Origin of the sequence: Streptomyces sp. NPDC057963, assembly GCF_042887155.1 — a bacterium.
GTDB lineage: Bacteria > Actinomycetota > Actinomycetes > Streptomycetales > Streptomycetaceae > Streptomyces.
On the sequence record NZ_JBHVPX010000003.1, the window covers coordinates 194,469 to 211,132 of the forward strand.

At 72.0% G+C, this 16,664-nt stretch carries 11 protein-coding genes and 1 pseudogene; 2 read left to right on the forward strand and 10 right to left on the reverse strand.

Annotated features, from left to right (window positions below; translation table 11 throughout):
* The first annotated feature begins 180 nt into the window (after positions 1-180).
* Positions 181-1,026 carry an MIP/aquaporin family protein gene (locus tag ACFVT1_RS07955; RefSeq protein WP_389793508.1) on the forward strand — a complete coding sequence of 282 codons (846 nt, stop codon included), beginning with the start codon at positions 181-183 and terminating at the stop codon, positions 1,024-1,026.
* A gap of 23 nt (positions 1,027-1,049) precedes the next feature.
* Positions 1,050-1,824 (forward strand): annotated as a pseudogene (locus ACFVT1_RS07960) (FGGY-family carbohydrate kinase); the annotation flags it as partial.
* Positions 1,825-1,882: 58 nt separating this feature from the next.
* Here ACFVT1_RS07960 and ACFVT1_RS07965 read toward each other — a convergent pair.
* The 10 genes from ACFVT1_RS07965 to ACFVT1_RS08010 all read right to left on the reverse strand — a co-directional run bounded on the left by ACFVT1_RS07965 (position 1,883) and on the right by ACFVT1_RS08010 (position 16,620).
* Positions 1,883-4,156 (reverse strand): M20/M25/M40 family metallo-hydrolase, encoded by a 2,274-nt coding sequence (locus tag ACFVT1_RS07965; RefSeq protein ID WP_389793509.1) that lies wholly within the window; start codon positions 4,154-4,156, stop codon positions 1,883-1,885.
* A complete protein-coding gene (locus ACFVT1_RS07970; RefSeq protein WP_389793510.1) occupies positions 4,153-5,907 on the reverse strand; it encodes an AMP-binding protein in 1,755 nt (584 codons plus the stop codon). Before ACFVT1_RS07970 ends, ACFVT1_RS07965 begins: the two co-directional genes overlap by 4 nt.
* Complete coding sequence (locus ACFVT1_RS07975; RefSeq protein WP_389793511.1) at positions 5,904-9,197, reverse strand: amino acid adenylation domain-containing protein; 3,294 nt, start codon at positions 9,195-9,197, stop codon at positions 5,904-5,906. The genes ACFVT1_RS07970 and ACFVT1_RS07975 overlap by 4 nt, the downstream gene beginning before the upstream one ends.
* Positions 9,194-10,009, reverse strand: a complete 816-nt coding sequence (locus ACFVT1_RS07980) for a class I SAM-dependent methyltransferase (protein ID WP_389793512.1) — start codon at positions 10,007-10,009, stop codon at positions 9,194-9,196. Before ACFVT1_RS07980 ends, ACFVT1_RS07975 begins: the two co-directional genes overlap by 4 nt.
* Before the next feature lie 12 nt (positions 10,010-10,021).
* On the reverse strand, positions 10,022-11,095 hold the full coding sequence (locus ACFVT1_RS07985; RefSeq protein WP_389793513.1) for an ornithine cyclodeaminase family protein: 1,074 nt from the start codon (positions 11,093-11,095) through the stop codon (positions 10,022-10,024).
* A gap of 60 nt (positions 11,096-11,155) precedes the next feature.
* Positions 11,156-12,382 (reverse strand): MFS transporter, encoded by a 1,227-nt coding sequence (locus tag ACFVT1_RS07990; protein WP_389793514.1) that lies wholly within the window; start codon positions 12,380-12,382, stop codon positions 11,156-11,158.
* Positions 12,383-12,384: 2 nt separating this feature from the next.
* A complete protein-coding gene (locus tag ACFVT1_RS07995) occupies positions 12,385-13,419 on the reverse strand; it encodes a pyridoxal-phosphate dependent enzyme (RefSeq protein ID WP_389793515.1) in 1,035 nt (344 codons plus the stop codon).
* 627 nt (positions 13,420-14,046) lie between these two features.
* Complete coding sequence (gene hypE / locus ACFVT1_RS08000) at positions 14,047-15,036, reverse strand: hydrogenase expression/formation protein HypE (protein WP_389794056.1); 990 nt, start codon at positions 15,034-15,036, stop codon at positions 14,047-14,049.
* A 139-nt stretch (positions 15,037-15,175) separates the two neighbouring features.
* The gene (gene hypD / locus ACFVT1_RS08005; RefSeq protein WP_389793516.1) at positions 15,176-16,303 is read right to left on the reverse strand and encodes a hydrogenase formation protein HypD; all 1,128 of its coding nucleotides are present in this window, start codon (positions 16,301-16,303) and stop codon (positions 15,176-15,178) included.
* Positions 16,300-16,620: a HypC/HybG/HupF family hydrogenase formation chaperone gene (locus ACFVT1_RS08010; RefSeq protein ID WP_362202501.1), complete on the reverse strand. Its 321-nt coding sequence runs from the start codon at positions 16,618-16,620 to the stop codon at positions 16,300-16,302. Before ACFVT1_RS08010 ends, hypD begins: the two co-directional genes overlap by 4 nt.
* Positions 16,621-16,664: the final 44 nt, after the last annotated feature.

Consider the following 16,664-nt stretch of genomic DNA (forward strand, 5'->3'; position numbering starts at 1 on the left):
TTGGACGATCCGCCGCATCCCCCGGGCGTCTGCCAGGCGCCTTTCATGCCCGTTCACCAGGCGCGCCGGGCGTCCTCGCGGGTGCCCGTGCCACCGAGTGCGGAACCATTTCCCTGCGTCTACGCTCATACGTGGATCTATGCCGCCATTGCTCGTGACTCGACAGGAAGCGAGATCCCCATGGAGCGGCTCAAGGCGTCGGGATTCGTCGAGGAACTCTCGGCGGAATTCCTCGGCACGATGATTCTCATCCTCTTCGGCTGCGGCGTGGTCGCCCAGGTCGTGGCCGGCGGAGCACTCACCGATCCGCCGGGGGGTCTCGGGAATCACGACAGCATCGCCTGGGCATGGGGCCTCGGAGTCACCCTGGGTATCTATGTGGCGGGCAGGCTGAGCGGAGCCCACCTCAATCCCGCCGTGACTCTTTCACTCGCCGCCTTCAAGGATTTCCCCTGGAAGAAAGTGGCTCCCTACGCGCTGGCACAGCTCGCAGGGGCTTTCGTCGGGGCATTGGTGGTGCGTTGGAATTACACCGAGGCCCTGGCCAAGGCCGACCCCGGACACACCATCAAGACGCAATTCGTCTTCTCCACGCTGCCCGCCAACGGAAACCCCGCGCTCCCTGTCAGCGAATGGGGCGCGTTGCGGGACCAGGTCATCGGCACCGCCATTCTCATGCTGCTGATCTTCGCCGTCACCGATCTCCTCAATACGCCACCGGGCGCCAATCTCAGCCCGTTCGTCGTAGGTCTCATCGTGGTGGCCATCGGTATGGCGTTCGGGACCAACGCCGGGTACGCCATCAATCCCGCTCGGGACTTCGGGCCCCGGCTCGCGAGTTTCCTCACCGGCTACGGAGGGGCGTGGCGGGACCAGTACGGGAACTTCTACTACTGGGTGCCGATCGTGGGCCCGCTCGCGGGCGGCCTGGTCGGCGCGTTCCTCTACAAGACCTTCATCGGCCGCTTCCTGCCCACCGCGGAACCGGAGCCGGAGGGCACCATCCCCACACCGCAGGAGCAGTGACGCCCGGTTCCTTCATCGAGCGCGGCCCCGGGAAAGGCGGCATCCACGCCACCGACGTGACCAATGCCAGCCGGACGATGCCGATGAACCTGGAGACGCTCGACGGGGACGACGAACTGCTGGACATCTGCGGCATTCCGAGGGCCATGCTGCCGGCCGTCAACCCGTCCTCCGACGCGGAGGCGTACGGCCGCACGCGCACGTCCCGGCCCCTGCGGGCCGCGATCCCGGTCACCGGAGTACTCGGCGACCAGCAGGCGGCCACCGTGGGCCAGGTGTGCCACGAGCCCGGCGAGGCGAAGAACACGTACGGCACGGGCAGCTTCCTCCTGCTCGACACGGGTACGGAGCCGATCCGGTCGCGGCACGGCCTGCTCACCACCGTCGCCTACCGGTTCGGCAAGAGCCCGGCGGTCCATGCGCTGGAGGGCTCCATCGCGGTCACGGGTTCGGCCGTGCAGTGGCTGCGGGACCAATGGAACAGGACTCCGGGGTCCATCTCGACGTGCTCAAGGTCGACGGCGGCGTCACGGCCAACGACCTGTGCATGCAGATCCAGGCGGATGCCCTCGGGGTGCATGTCAGCCGCCCCGTCGTCGCCGAGACCACCGCGCTCTGGGCGCCGCGTACGCGGCGGGGCCCGCCACCGGCTTCTGGCGCGACCAGGGCGAGTTGCGGGAGCACTGGCAGGAGTCGAAGCGGTGGGAGCCGCAGTGGAGCGAGGACCGGCGCGCCGAGGGATACGCCGACTGGAAGAGGGCGGTCGAGCGCACCCTCGACTGGGTGCGGGTGGAATGACACCGGGGTCCGGCGGCCGCGCCGTACGGGCCTGCCCGGCCGGTACGGCGCGGCCGGGTCAGACCCCGGCGCGCAGTCCGGCCAGCAGCTGGTAGACGGTCTCGGTGCCCTGCCGGAGGGCATCCACCCCGATGTGTTCGTCGGTGCCGTGCATGCGCTTGAGCATGTCCCGGTTCACGGTGAACGGGTACATGCCGTAGACGGGTATGTTCTGCTCCCGGAACGGCACCGCGCTGGTGACCGCCTCGAACTGGCAGGCGGTGGCGCGTACTCCGGGGTGTGTCCGGCGTACGGCCGCCTGCCAGGCGCGGAAGACGTCCGTGTCGTAGCTGGAATCGGGTGTGGCCAGGTAGCCGCGCAGCCGGTCCAGGGCCTGCTGCTCGCTCTCGCCGGGATTGCCGACCACGGACAGCGCCGCCCGGTTGCCGATCAGTGAGCGCAGCTCGGCGACGATGCGGCCCGGGTCGTCGGCGCCCGGCAGGAAGGCGGCCCGGAACTCCGCGGTCGCCGTGCCCGGCACGATGCTCGGGTAGTAGCCGGACTGCGCGGAGGTGAAGGCGAGCGTGGTCCGCAGCATCGCGTTGTGCAGCTCCGGGGTCTCGCTGAGCCGTACCACCGTTTCGCCGGCCCTGTCCCGCCGCTGTTCCGTACGGGCGTCGAGCATCGCCCGGACGGCCTCGGCGAGCGGCCGGTCGGCGGTGGCCTCGGCGAGTTCGGCGAAGTACTGCCGGGACAGCGCGTTGGGGCGGATGTGGGCGCGCCAGTCCCCCAGTAGCTCCAGCACCTCGCCCAGCCTGATCACGGCCTGTCCGGTGAACGGCTTGGACGTGTGGGTGGCGTACGAGGAGGTCTCCAGCCGCAGCAGCAGGGAGCGCTTGTCGTTGCAGGTGAGCGAGGCGATCATGGGTGTCCTGCCGTCGCGCTGGTTGAGCACCCAGCCGCCCTCGGTGACGACCGTGCCCGCCTCGACCCTGCCGGGGTGTTCGGTGAGGAACCAGCGCACCCCGTAGGGCCCCTGCTCCTCGTCGCAGTCGGACCAGAACACGATGTCGCGGTCGAAGACCGCGCCCTCGCGGACATGGCGCAGCAGGGCGGCGACGAAGGCGGCGTTGACGCCCTTCATGTCGAGCGAGCCGCGGCCGTACAGCTTGCCGTCCTTGATGTCGCCGGCGAAGGGGTCCGTCGTCCATGTGTCACCGATGGCGGGGACGACATCGGAGTGGCCCAGCAGGACCAGTGGTTCCTTCCGGGCGGATCCGCGGCCGGGGACGCGGGCGAGGAAGTGGACGTTGCCCTCCTTGGGGGTGGGCACGATCTCGGTGGCGACCCCGGCCGCGCGGAAGATGCCCTGGAGCATGTGGGCGAGCGGCTCGGTGAGCGCTCCGTCGCCGGGGTTGCTGGTGTTCTGGCGGATCATGGCCACGGCGAGGCCGACGGGGTCGGTGGGATCCCCGTCGAAGGTGACGCCCTGCGCAGCGGGTGCGGGGGCGGCCGATGCCCTGGGTGCCGCCGACGCCACCGCGCCGAGGCCCAGCACCGTGCCCGCGACGGCCGTCGCTCCGGCGCCGAGCACGGAGCGGCGCGACGGCCGGGCCCCGGGAAGGCCGTCCAGGCAGGCGGCGACGACCGCGGCCGGATTCTCCTGGTGGGCGTAGTGACCGCCCTCGACGGACAGCGTCGTGCACTCGCCGCGGGTCCAGTCGGCCCAGCGGCACACCGTCACCTCGGGCACGTGCGGGTCCTCGGTGGCCCACACCGCGCGCAGCTCGACGTGCGGTACGGGGGTACGGCTGCCGTCGTAGCCCGCGGCCAGTCGCAGATCGGCGATGACGGGGGGCAGCAGCACCTCCTCGAACTCGGGGTCCGCCAGCAGCTCCGGGTCGGTCAGTCCGGTCCCGGTGACGAAGGCGCGGGCGTCCTCGACGGTCACCTCGCCGCCGTCGCCGTGGAAGTCACCGGGACACTGCCCGGCCACCGCGCACAGCCGCGCGACCGGCACCCCGGCGTCGAGCAGCCGGCAGCACGTCTCGTACGCGAGCAGCGCACCGAGGCTGACGCCGATCAGCACCAGCCGCCGCCCGCCCCGCAGCCCGCGTATCCCGGCCGCCACCGCGTCCGCGTAGGCGGCCATGTCGGTGACGGGCTCCTCGTCGATGCGGGTGCCCCGGCCGGGCGGGGTGATCAGCGCGAGTGCGGTGTCCTCGGGCAGCAGACCCCGCCAGTTCGCGAAGGTCGAACCGTGCGCCCCGGTGGGTGCGAAGCAGACGGCGAGGGTCCCGGCCGGACCGCCCTGCGGCTTCTCCTCCGGCACGCTCAGCCATGGGACGTTCATGCCTGCTCCTCCTGCTGGGTCTCGCGGCACAGTGCGGCGATCGCGCTGACGGTGGGTGCGCCGAGGATGCGGCGCAGTGGTACGCGCCGGCCCGCCGTGCCCGCCAGCCGGTTGGCGAGCCGCACGGCGAGCAGGGAGTGGCCTCCCGCGTCGAAGAAGTTCTGGTCCGCCGACGCCGGTGGGGCGCCGAGCAGTTCCTGCCAGAGGGCCGCGACGGCGGCCTCGGTGGCGTCGGACGGGGCGAATCCGGCCGTGTGCTCCTGTCCGATGCCCTCCACGAGCGTGCGCAGGGCGGCGCGGTCGAGCTTGCCGTTGGTGCTCAGCGGGAGCCGTGGGACCTGCTGGATCCGGCCGGGCAGCATGTAGTCGGGCAGCCGGTCGCGCAGATACGCGCGCAGCGCGGCGGGGCCGGTCTCCTCGTCGGCGGTGACGCAGGCGACGATGCGTGTCTCGCCGTCCTCGCTCTGCGCGTACGCCCCGGCGTCGGTGATGTCCGGCGCCTTGCGGAGCGTGGCCTCGATCTCCTCCAGTTCGACGCGGTAGCCGCGGACCTTGATCTGGTTGTCGGCGCGGCCGGTGATCTCCAGTACCGCGTCCGGCAGTTGGCGGCCCCGGTCGCCCGTGCGGTAGTGCAGGACTCCGGTGTCGTCTGTGGTGAAGCGGTCCTCGCCGTCACCGCCGAGGTAGCCGAGGGCGAGCGGTGGTCCGGAGACCCACACCTCGCCCGTCGCACCGGGGGGCAGGCGCCGGCCGAGCCGGTCGCGGACCGAGAGCGAGGCACCGGCGACGGGGCTGCCGACGGGCACGCGTTCGGCGTCCGCGGGCAGCCGGGCGGTGTCGTAGGCGGCGACGTTGGAGGCGGTCTCCGTCATGCCGTACAGGTTGAGCAGTGTGGCGTCGGGCCAGACCCGGCGGAAGCGCAGGACCGTGTCCACCGGCAGGGTGTCGGCGCCGCTGGTGACCAGGACGGGCTGGTGTCCGCCCGTTCGTTTCGCGCTCTCCTCCAGCAGCCCCGCGATCAGTTGCGGGGTCAGGAACAGGTGGGTGATCCGCTCCTGTTCGACGGCCGCGGCGAACAGCACCGGGTCGAGGAGCTCGTCGGTGCCGAGGACGACGGACGGGACGCCCTTGAGGAGTCCGCCCAGCAGCTCCCAGGGCGAGGCGACCAGGGCGAGCGACTTCTGGACGGCCAGCACCGCGTTCTCGGGGAACGGGTGGTCCTGCCACATCCATTCCAGCCGTCCGCGGACCGACCGCCGGCTGACGCGTACGCCCTTGGGGTTCCCGGTCGTGCCCGAGGTGTAGACGATGTGGAACAGCGCGTCCTCGTCCGGCTCCTGCTCGGGGGCCTGGTGCAGTGGGCCCTCGTCGAGGGGGGCGAGCGTGACGCGAGGGGCGTCCAGGGTGGGGAACTGGTCGAGTCCGGGCTCGGCCAGCACGCAGTGCGGTCCCGTCTCCTCCACCATCCGGCGCTGCCGCCGCACGGGTATCGCGGGGTCGAGCCCGAGGTAGGCGGCGCCCGTCTTCAGTACGGCGAGGACTCCGGCGACGGCCGCGGGGCCGCGCTGGGCGGCGAGTGCCACCAGTGTGCCCGGTCCGGTGCCCTTGGCGGCGAGCCGGGCGGCCAGCCGGCCACTCCATTCGTCGAGTTCACGGTAGGTGAGGCTGGTGCCGGTGTGGCGCAGGGCTACGGCCCGGGGGTGGGCCGCCACCTGCTCGGCGAAGCGTTCCAGCAGGGTCGGCGTCGTCATCGTTGATCGTCTCCGGGCAGCAGATCGAGGGAACGGATGGTGGTGTGCTCGGCACGCTCCGGGTCGGTGAGGGCCCGCAGCGCGATCAGCGTGGATTCCAGTACGTTGCGTGCGGCCGGGGCATCGAGCAGTTCCCGCTGGTAGGCGTATTGCAGCAGCAGGCGGCCGGGGCCGTGCGGCTGGACGTACAGCGCGCAGTCGTACTTGGTGTAGCCGGTGTCCAGTTCGACGAAGCGGAACCCGACGTCCGAGGCGGTGGTGGCGCGTGCCGGGTACGGCAGCATGTTGAGCATGGTCTGGAAGACCGGGGTCGCCGACGAGCTGCGCGAGGCGGCCGGCAGTCTCCGCAGCGTCCAGCCGAAGGGGTGCTCGGCCGCGGCGTACGCGTCGTACACGGTCTCCCGCACCTGTGCGGTGAACTCCGCGAGGGTCGCGGCCGGATCAAAGTGCAGCCGCAGCGGCAGCATGGCCAGGGTGAACGCCGGGACCTCGGCCGTCTCCGGCCGCTCCCGGCCCGCCATCGGCGCGCCCACGATCACCTCGTCGGCGTCGCTGTAGTAGCTCAGGGCCAGCGCGTACGCGGCCAGCAGTGGCACGAACGCGGTGGCGGAGGCGGACAGGGCGGTGTCGCGCAGCCGCTGGGACAGGTGCTCGTCGAGGACCGTCTCGGTGATCTCGCCCCGGTAGGCGGGTGTGGCGGGCCGCGGCTTCTGCGCGATCTGCAGCGCCGGGAGTTCGCCCGCGAGCCGGCGGAGCCAGTACTCCCCCGCCTCGGCCACCTCCTCGGTGGCCAGCCGCGCCTCCACGTGGTCCAGGTAGCGGTCGTACCGGGTGGCGCGCTCCGGGTCGGGGCCGGCCGGCCGCTGCTCGTACAGTTCGGCGAGCCGCTGGAACAGTACGGTGGCGCCCCAGCCGTCCAGGAGCAGTTCATGCATGGTGACCAGCAGCCGGTGCTGTCCGCCGGGCAGCCGGAACAGCTCGGTCCGCAGGGCCGGTCCGGCCAGGAGGTCGAAGGGCCTGGCGGCTTCCTCGGCGGCCACCGCGCGGAACTCCTCCGCGGTGATGTCCCGCGCCCGTGCGGGCAGCGGCACCTCCCAGTGCGGGTAGTGGTGCACCACTTCCTGCCCGCCCGGCTCGTCGGTCTCGGCGAACCGGGCGAGGAGGAGCGGATTCTCGCCGAGGAGCAGCTGCCAGGCCCGTGCCAGCCGCGCCGCGTCCAGCGGCCCGTCCAGCTCCAGGGAGCCCTGGTAGCTGTAGTAGGGGCTGAGCGGGTCGAGTCGCCAGTGGAAGTAGACACCGGCCTGCTGCGGAGTCAGGGGCCGGGTCCGCGGAGCGTCCCAGGCGTGCTCCGGACGGCTGTCGGCCGTCTGCTGTCGTTGGCCGCCGCCGAGTGCGGCGAGTGCGGCGGGGCTGCCGTCGCGCAGGACGTCGCGCAGGCCCGCGGCCGATCCCGTCGCGCGCAGGGCCGCGACCAGTCGCATGGCCAGCAGCGAGTCGCCGCCCAGCTCCAGGAACGAGTCGTTCCGGCCGACGCGTCCGGTACCGAGGAGGTCGGCGACCAGGGCCGCGATCGCGGTCTCCGGCTCGCCGCGCGGTGGCGTGTACGGGCGGCGGTCGGGACGGCTGCGGCGCGGTGGTGCGGGGAGCGCCTTGTAGTCCGTCTTGCCGTTCCGGGTGAGCGGGAGGCGGGGCAGGACGACGAAGGTGTGCGGCACCATCGGCGCGGGGAGCCGTTCGGCGAGATGGGCCCGGAGTGATTCCTCCGCCACCTCGCCGCCGGAGGCCGTGACGTACGCGACGAGCCGTGGCGGTTGCGCGGCCACCGGGGTGTGGGCGCTCTCCCGGGCCACCAGGGCGCCGGTGTCCTCGGGGGTGTGGACGGTGACGGCGCAGGCGGAGATCGCGGGATGGCCGCCGAGCACCGCTTCGATCTCGGCGAGTTCCATCCGTACGCCGCCGAGCTTCACCTGCCGGTCGACCCGGCCCAGATACTCCAGCTGGCCGTCCGGCAGTACGCGTACGGCGTCCCCGGTGCGGTAGAGGCGCCCGCCGCCGAAGGGGTCGGTGTAGAAGGCGCGTGCGGTGCGGTCCGGGTCGCCGAGGTAGCCGCGGCCCACGACGAGCCCCCCGACGAACAGCTCCCCGGTCTCCCCGTGCGCGCAGGCGTGCCACTCCCCCTCCTCGGCACGCAGCACGTACAGTTCGGCGTTTCCGACGGGCGAGCCGATCGGCAGATGGCGCACTCCGGCGGCCGGCGGGCCCAGTACGGCGTGCGTGACATCGTCCGAACACTCGGTGGGGCCATAGGCGTTGAGCAGTCCGATGCCCGGCATGGCGTCGTGCCACCGGCCGGCCAGGGCGGGCGGAAGCTCCTCGCCGGTGGCGATCATCCAGCGCAGCGCGCCGGGGCCGGTCCCGGCGCTCTCGTGGGCGTCGAGCAGGAAGCGGATCAGGGTGGGTACGGTTTCCAGCACCGTGGTGCCGTGTCCGCGCAGCCCCTCCAGCAGCAGCGCGCCGTCCTGCGCCTGTTCGTCGTCGAAGACCTGTACGCGGCCGCCGACCAGCAGCGGGGCGAGCATCTGCCAGACGGAGATGTCGAAGCCCAGGGGTGCGGTCTGGGCGAGCCGGTCGTCCGCGGTCAGCCCGAGGTCGTCGACCTTGGCCCACAGATGGTTGAGCATCCCCTGGTGCTCGACGATCGCGGCCTTGGGGCGGCCGGTCGAGCCGGAGGTGTAGAGGACGTACCGCACCTCGTCGGGGGCGGGCGGCGCCGTCCGGGTGTACGGGGGGTCCGCCGATCGGGGTGTTGCGGTGGGGACGTCGGCGGCCCGGGCCCCCTTGACCAGTTCGCCGCTGTGCTCCGGCCCGCCGGTGGTCAGCATGAGCACGGCGCCGCTGTCGGTGAGCAGGGACTCGACGCGGGCGGCGGGCCAGCCCGCGTCCACCGGGAGGTAGACGGCGCCCAGCAGCTCCAGCGCGAGGAAGGCCGTGACGACGTCGCCGCCGCGGCGGCCGCCGACCGCGACGATCTGTCCGCGCGAGACCCCGTCGGCCGCCAGCCCGGCGGCGGTGCGGCGCATACGGTCCGCCAACTCGCCGTAGCCGATGGATGTTCCGCCGTCGTCGATCGCCGTGCGGTCCGGATGCGCGGCCGCGTGCCGCTCGACGTACGCGTGGACTCCTTCGCCCAGTTCGTACGGTTCGCTGCGGGTCAGCGCCGCGGCGAGGGCCCGCTCGCGTGCCCCGTCGGCCAGCGGGAGGACCGGATAGTGCTCGGGCAGGCCGGTCACCGGTCCCCCTTCTTCTCCGCCGTGACGAGCAGATACTCGACGGGCACGCCCGTGCCGCGTGCGTCGGTGGTGTGGAAGCCCTCGGTCATCTCGACCATCTCCGCCCGCAGTTCCTTCCAGCGCGAGGGCGGCGAGATGGTGTTCCGCGCCGCGATGCAGGGGCCGAAGCAGTTCTCGAAGAAGGTGACCAGGTCCTCGGCGGTGGCGAACGGGTAGAAGAGTTCCCGGCGTTCGGACGTGATCGTGAATCCGGGGCCGAAGAGTTCGCCGAGGTAGTCCGGGGAGCCCCAGAGCATGGGCTGTCCCTGGTGTCCGTTGGGCGAGGGGAAGTAGGCGGAGAGGATCTCCTGGAAGTGGGCGGTCCAGCTGCGTGCCGTCCAGTTGCACATGCCGATCCGGCCGCCGGGCCGAAGCACCCTGGCCATCTCGCCCGAGGAGGCGCCGTGGTCGGGTGCGAACTGGATCCCGTAGGTGGAGGTGACCAGGTCGAACGAGGCGTCGTCGAAGGGGAGTTCCTGCGCGTCGCCGCGGTGCAGCTCCACCTCGACGCCGGCTTTCGCGAACCGCTCGCGCGCGTCGGGGAAGAACTCGTCGGTCAGGTCCAGCCCGGTGACCACGGAGCCGCGCAGGGCGGACAGCAGTGCGACGTTGCCGTTGCCGGTGGCGATGTCGAGGTGGCGGGTGGCCGGTTCGGGGGCGAGCCGGTCGACCAGCTCGTCGGCGCCGGGCCGCAGCAGATCGGCGACGTGCCGGTACTCCCCGTACGACCACATGGTGCGGTTGATCTCCTGGACGTTCTGGTCGATCGTCATGCGGATCCCTCTTCAGAGTGTGAGCCGGGCGCCCAGACCGGCGGTTTCGGCGCGGGCGTGGATGCGGTCGGCGACGGCGACGTCGAGGATCGACATGCCGAACGGGTTGCTGATCACGATCTCGTCCCGGTCGCGGCGGCCCGGGTGGCGGCCGGCGAGCACATCGCCGAGGGTGGCGTCGACGCGGCGGGCACCGGGCTGTGCGGTGACCCCTTCCCGCGGTTCGCCGTCGGGGCCGAGCAGGGTGCCCGCCCGGTGCATCCGGCCCAGCAGCCGGCGCGGGTCGTCACGGACCAGGCTCCAGTCGTCGACGATCACCGTGCCGGCCGCGAGGACCGCCGCCTCGGTGAGGTCGTCCAGCGAGACATGGCAGACGAGCGCGCCCGGACGCAGCCACTCCGGCTCGATGTAGCCCTGGGTCACCGTCGTCACGGGTACCACGAGTTCGGCGTCCCGTACCGCCTCCCGCGGGCCGTCGGCGAGCACCGTCTCGATGTCCGCGGCCCCGGGGAGCGAGGCGATGTACCGGGCGACGGACTTCGCACGGTCGGGCGCCACGTCGTACAGCGCTATGCGGTCGAGGGTGGGAACGGTGCGCAGCAGCAGTGCCACGTGCGCCTGTGCGAGCGCGCCGCAGCCCAGGAGCGCGAGCTGTCGTGGCTCCTCGACCGCCAGGTGGCGAACGGCGAGCGCCGTCACCGCCGCGGTGCGCATCGCGCTGATGTACGCGGCCTCCATCAGAGCGAGGGGGCGGGCGGTCTCCGGGTCGAGGAGCAGGGTGAAGCCCTGGGAGCGCGGAATGCCGCGTGCCGGGTTGCCGATCGAGGCGTTGATGGTCTTCATGCCGATGACCGGTGGCCTGCCGTCCTGGACCAGCGCGCCGGGCATGGCCAGCAGCCGGGCCGAGTCGCCCTGCGGGGTGGTCCAGCCGAGGTAGGCCTCCTCGGGGAGGACCGACTGTCCGGCGGAGTGCAGCGTGAGCGCCTCGGCCACCGCCGCCACGATGTCCACGTCGCGGGCCGCCTCGATGACGTCCGCGCGGGTCAGGTATCGGAAGTGGCTGTCGGGGTATTGCTCGAAGTCCATGGCGGGCGGGGCTCCTTGGCAAGAGGGTCGGTGATGGTGCCGGACAGGTGCGGGGGTGGTTCAGTCACCGGTGCCGCGCGCTCCGCGCAGCATCGCGAAGGGGACGAGCGCGCCGAGCAGCAGGACACAGGCGAGTGCGGCCCAGCCGGCCGTGCCGAGGGCGAGGACGACGCCGGTCATCAGCACCGGGCCCGCGACCCGGTTGGCGACGGTGCGGCTGGTGTTGAACAGCACCAGGTAGGCGCTGCGGGCCCGCTCCGGTGCCAGGTCGAAGGAGAGGGTCCACGAGGCGCCGACCTGGAGCAGTTCGGCGAACGTCAGAAGGACGACGGCGGCGCCGAGCACCAGCAGTGCTTCCCGCGCTCCGAAGCCGGGTGCGAGGGCGAAGGCGAGGGCGCCCAGGCTGAGCAGCAGGGACGCGGTCGCGTACGAGTACCACGCCCGGCGCGTCGTGCTGTAGCAGCGGTTGAGGGGGTACTGGAGGGCGATGCACAGCACGGTGTTGACGGCGTACAGGATGCCCACGTAACGCTCCGGCACGTCCGTCTCGGTGACGAGCCACAGCGGGAAGGCCACATTGAGCACCGGCATCCAGAGCGACACCAGTGCGTTGTACGCGGTGAAGCCCAGCAGCCGGCGGTCCTTGAGCAGATCCGCGACGCCGGTGCTCTCGACAGCGGTCGTGGCCCCCTCTCCCCGCGCGGTGGCGTACACCACGGCCACCGCCACATAGGCGAGTGCGCCGCCGGTCAACAGGGGCCGGAAGGCTCCGGGCGCCCCTGAGCCCAGGGCGAACCCGGCGATCAGCCCGCCCAGGCTGATGCCGAGGTTCACGACGGTGCGCTGCACGGCCATCACCTTCGCGCGCAGGCTCTCGGGGGCTCGCGCCCCGACGTACGACTGCACGAGCGGGGGCGAGGACTGCTCGGTGACGGCGATGACGGCGACCACGAGGAGGAAGCTCCACCAGCCGTCCACCCAGAGGTAGCCGACGGTGGCCAGCGCGCGCAGCAGCATCACCCCGATCAGCACGGGCTTCGGGCCGAAGCGTCCGGCCAGCCGGGCGATGGGCACGGCGGCGGCGATGGCGACGGCTCCGCCGATCGTCAGGCCGGTGCCGACGGACGAGGTGCTGAGATGGGCGACCTTGACGAAGTAGATGGTCGAGACGGCGAGGAACAGTCCCGTGCCGGTCCACTCGATCAGCGTGGCGCCCTGGACCAGCGGCAGGAACTGCCGGTGGTCGGTTCCCGCCGGCCGCCGGTCGAGGGTGGTGCTCGTGCCCATGGTCAGTGCTCCTGGTGCTTTCGGTCGAAGAAGAGGCCCTCGCGGCGCAGTTGTTCCACGACGGCGGTGATCTCCTTGACGATGCCCTGCTCGGTCGCCCAGTCGTCGGAGTAGAGGGTGTCGCGGTATTTGCCGCCGCCGTCGGCGGCCAGGCAGACGGCCAGCCGGTCGTCCGTGCGGCCGTTGTCCCCGTCGGCCAGCAGCGCGCGCACGGCACAGCCGCTGGATCCCCCGAGTACGAGCCCCGCGTCCTCGGCGAGGATCCGGCAGACGGCCATCGCCTCGATGTCGTCGACGTGCACGGCACGGTCGTAGCTGTGCGGCCCATTCAGGAAGGCCGAGGGACGGCTGGCCCCGATGCCCGGGATCAGCCGGCGTCCGGCGCTGCCCGCGACGGCCAGCGAGCCGCGTACGTCCACGGCGACCGCGGCGACGTCGGGCCGGTGCTCGCGCAGATGCGCGCTGATGCCGGCGAGGGTGCCGCCGGTGGAGACCGGTACGTACACCGTGCCGAGATCCGGTCCCGCCTGCACGGTGATCTCGGGTCCGGTGGTGCGGCGGTGGATGTCGGGCGAGGCCCAGTTCTCGTACTGGTTGGGCCAGCGGTATCCGGGGTTCCGGTCGCACAGTTCACGCACCGTGCGCAGCCGGCTCAGCAGGTAGCCGCCCTGGCCGTCGGGTTCGTCGACGACGATCACCCGGGCGCCGAGGTCGGTGAGCATGGTGCGGGTGGCGTGCGGGGTCTTGAGATCGACCACCGCGAGGAAGACGCAGCCTATGGAGGGCAGCAGCCGGGCCAGGGCCAGGCCGAGATTGCCGGAGGTGGACTCGACCACCACGGTGCCCGGTATGAGCGGCCGTTCTTCGTGCAGTGCCCGCAGCAGTCCGACGGCGCTGCGGTCCTTCACCGAGCCGGTGGGGCCGTGCTCCTCGAGCTTCAGTCCCAGACGCCGCACCCGGCCCCGGTGGGCGACGTCCAGGTGAAGTAACGGAGTCGTACGGAGGGCCCGTGCCAAGACGGGTTTGACACGCGGCACTGCTTCTCCCTGAACGATGTGTCGTTGACCTTTTCCATGGTTCGACCGCTCTGCCCCGCTGTGCGCACTCAGACCTTAGGCATCTGCCCCCCGGCGCACCACGCCCTTGCTCCGGGCATCTGCAACCGGTTGGCCAGAACAGCGCTTGACGCTTCTCGGGCGCTTCCGGTGCCCTGCCGTCCGTCCCAGCACCGCCGCAGGTACGACTCGGTGGCCGACCGGGCGCGGGGCCCGGCCGGCAACACGAAATGGCTGGTTCGGTGCAGTGGGAGCCGTACAGCGGGGTATCGCCGCGCCCTGACCGGAGTGCGGGCGGAACGGTTCCTCCGGTATGTCGGCGGACCCTGCGTGGTGGCGGGGGGCTCCGTCCGGGGCGGCCCACGGCACGGAGGGCCGGATGGAGGCCGGCCGGGCCGTTGACGGCGGGGCGAGCGCCGGCCGGGCCGGTCGTGGCGCGGGAGCGGCGTGCCACACCGGACACAGCGGTTCGTGCCGCCGTGCCCCCGCGGCCGGGCCCCAGGAGCGCGGGCAACCCTGCACGGTCGGTGAACTCCCGTTCTGCGCGGGCGAATCCGGCATGCCCGCGGGGCGGGCATGCCGTGGGATCCGGCCCGGGGCGGCGGGCCGTCAGCAGATCCGCGGCAGCTGCTCCCCGACCGGCAGGTCGACCACCCGTGTACCGCCGAGCCCGGTGCGGGCCACCACCATGCCCGGGTGGGCGTCCACCACCTCACCGATCACGGCGGCGTCCCGGCCCAGCGGGTGTGCGCGCATCGCGTCCAGGACCGCGTCGGCGTGTTCACGCGGCACGAACGCGACCATCTTCCCCTCGTTGGCGACGTACATCGGGTCGAGGCCCAGGATGGCGCAGGCATTGGCCACCGGCTCGGGGACGGGGACGTCCCGCTCCCGGATGACGACGCCGGTGCCCGACGCCGCGGCGATCTCGTTGAGGGACGCGGCGAGCCCTCCGCGGGTGGGGTCGCGCAGTACGTGCAGATCCGGGGTGACCGCGAGCGCGGCCGCCACGAGTCCGCCCAGCGCCGCGCAGTCGCTCTCGATCCCGACCCCGAACTCCAGGCCCTCGCGCACACTCATGATCGCGACGCCATGGACACCGATCGCCCCACTGACGATCACGACGTCACCCGGGACGACGCGCTGCGGACGCAGGTCGACGCCGGCCGGGATGAGGCCGATACCGGCGGTGTTGATGAAGATGCCGTCCCCGTGACCTGCTTCGACCACCTTGGTGTCCCCGGTAGCCACCTCCACGCCGGCGTTGCGCGCGGCGGCGCCGAATGCCTGGGCGACGCGGGCGACGACGGAGAGTTCGACGCCCTCCTCCAGGATGAACCCGCAGGACAGATAGGCGGCACGCGCTCCGCTCATGGCCAGGTCGTTGACGGTGCCGTTCACGGCGAGGTCGCCGATACTGCCGCCGGGGAAGAACAGCGGCCGCACCACGAAGGAGTCCGTGGAGAAGGCCAGCCGGGCGCCGCCCAGCGACACGGACGCCGAATCCCCCAGCTGTGCGAGCACCTCGCCCCCGAAGGCGGGGGCGAAGATGTGCTCGACCAGTTCGGCGGAGAGCGCGCCGCCGCCGCCGTGGCCCATCACGACACGCGGATGGTCCCGCAGGGGAGCCGGGCACGTCCATGCCGTGGGATCGAGCGGCGGGGCGCCGGGGACGGACGCCGCCGAGGCGTTTCCGGGGCTCGTCGCTCCGTCGCCGCGCGTGGGGGTCTCGACGGTCTCAGCCAACGGGGCTCGCCTCCAGGGGTGAGGTGTTCTTCATGTCCAGCCGCCGGTAGAGGTAGTACGCGGCGCAGGCGCCCTCGCTGGAGACCATGGTCGCTCCGAGCGGGGTGCGAGGGGTGCAGGCCGTGCCGAACGCCTCGCATTCGTGAGGCTTGAGCAGGCCCTGCAGGACCTCTCCGCTGCGGCACTGCGCGGGTTCACGGGTATCGATGCCGGTCACCGGGAAGCGGTACTCCGCGTCGTAGTCCCGATAGCGCGGGGAGAGCCGCCAGCCGCTGCGGGGGATGACGCCGATGCCGCGCCAGGCCCGGTCGGTCACCTCGAAGACGTCCTCCAGCATGGCCAGGGCGGCAGGGTTTCCCTCGGGGCGCACCGCGCGCGGGTAGGCGTTCTCCACCGTGTGTTCACCGCGTTCCAGTTGGGCCACGGTCCGGCGCACGCCTTCCAGGATGTCCAGCGGCTCGAATCCGGTCACCACGATCGGGACGCCGAACCGTTCGGCCAGTCCGGGATACTCGCCCATCCCCATCACGCTGCACACATGCCCTGCGGCGAGGAACGCCTGCACCCGGCAGCCGGGCGACCGCATGATCGCCTCGATCGCCGGTGGCACCCGGACATGGGACACCAGCAGACTGAAGTTGCGGATGCCGAGCCTGCGGGCCTGACAGACCGTCATGGCGTTGGGAGGCGCGGTGGTTTCGAAGCCGATCCCGAAGAACACGACCTCCCGGTCCGGGTTCTGCTGGGCGATCTTCAGCGCGTCGAGGGGGGAGTACACGACCCGTACGTCACCGCCCTCGCTGCGGACCCGGAAGAGGTCCTTGCCGGTGCCGGGCACGCGGAGCATGTCACCGAACGAGCAGAAGATCACCTCGGGGCGGGAGGCGATCGCGAGCGCCTTGTCGATGACTTCCAGAGGAGTGACGCACACCGGGCAGCCCGGTCCGTGGATCAGTTCCACCTGGTCCGGCAGCAGTTGATCGATGCCGTGCCGGATGATGGTGTGGGTCTGCCCGCCGCAGACCTCCATCAGCGCCCACGGCCTGGTCACGGTGGAGTGGATCTCGTCGAGCAGCCGCCGGGCCAGTCCGGGGTCCTGGAATTCGTCGATGTACTTCACTGCCGCGCCTCCCGCGATGCGTCGTCGGCGCCGGGCAGCGGCAGTCCGCCCGCCTCTGCCGCCATTTCCCAAGGGTCGCCGAACTCCTCCTGAAGCATGCCGAGCTGGGCGAACAACTCCAGTGTCTGCCGGGCCGATTCCTCGTCCAGCTTCTGCAGGGCGAACCCCACGTGGACGATGGCGTACTCGCCGACCCGAAGGTCCGGCAGATACTCCAGGCATGCTTCCTTGACCACTCCGCCGAAGTCGACGGTGGCCATGCGGGTGCCGTCCCGTTCCTCGATTTCCAGTACTCTGCCGGGCACCGCCAGGCACATGGCTCCTCCTTGCTGTGGTTGATCGCCTGCCCGGCCCCTGCCGG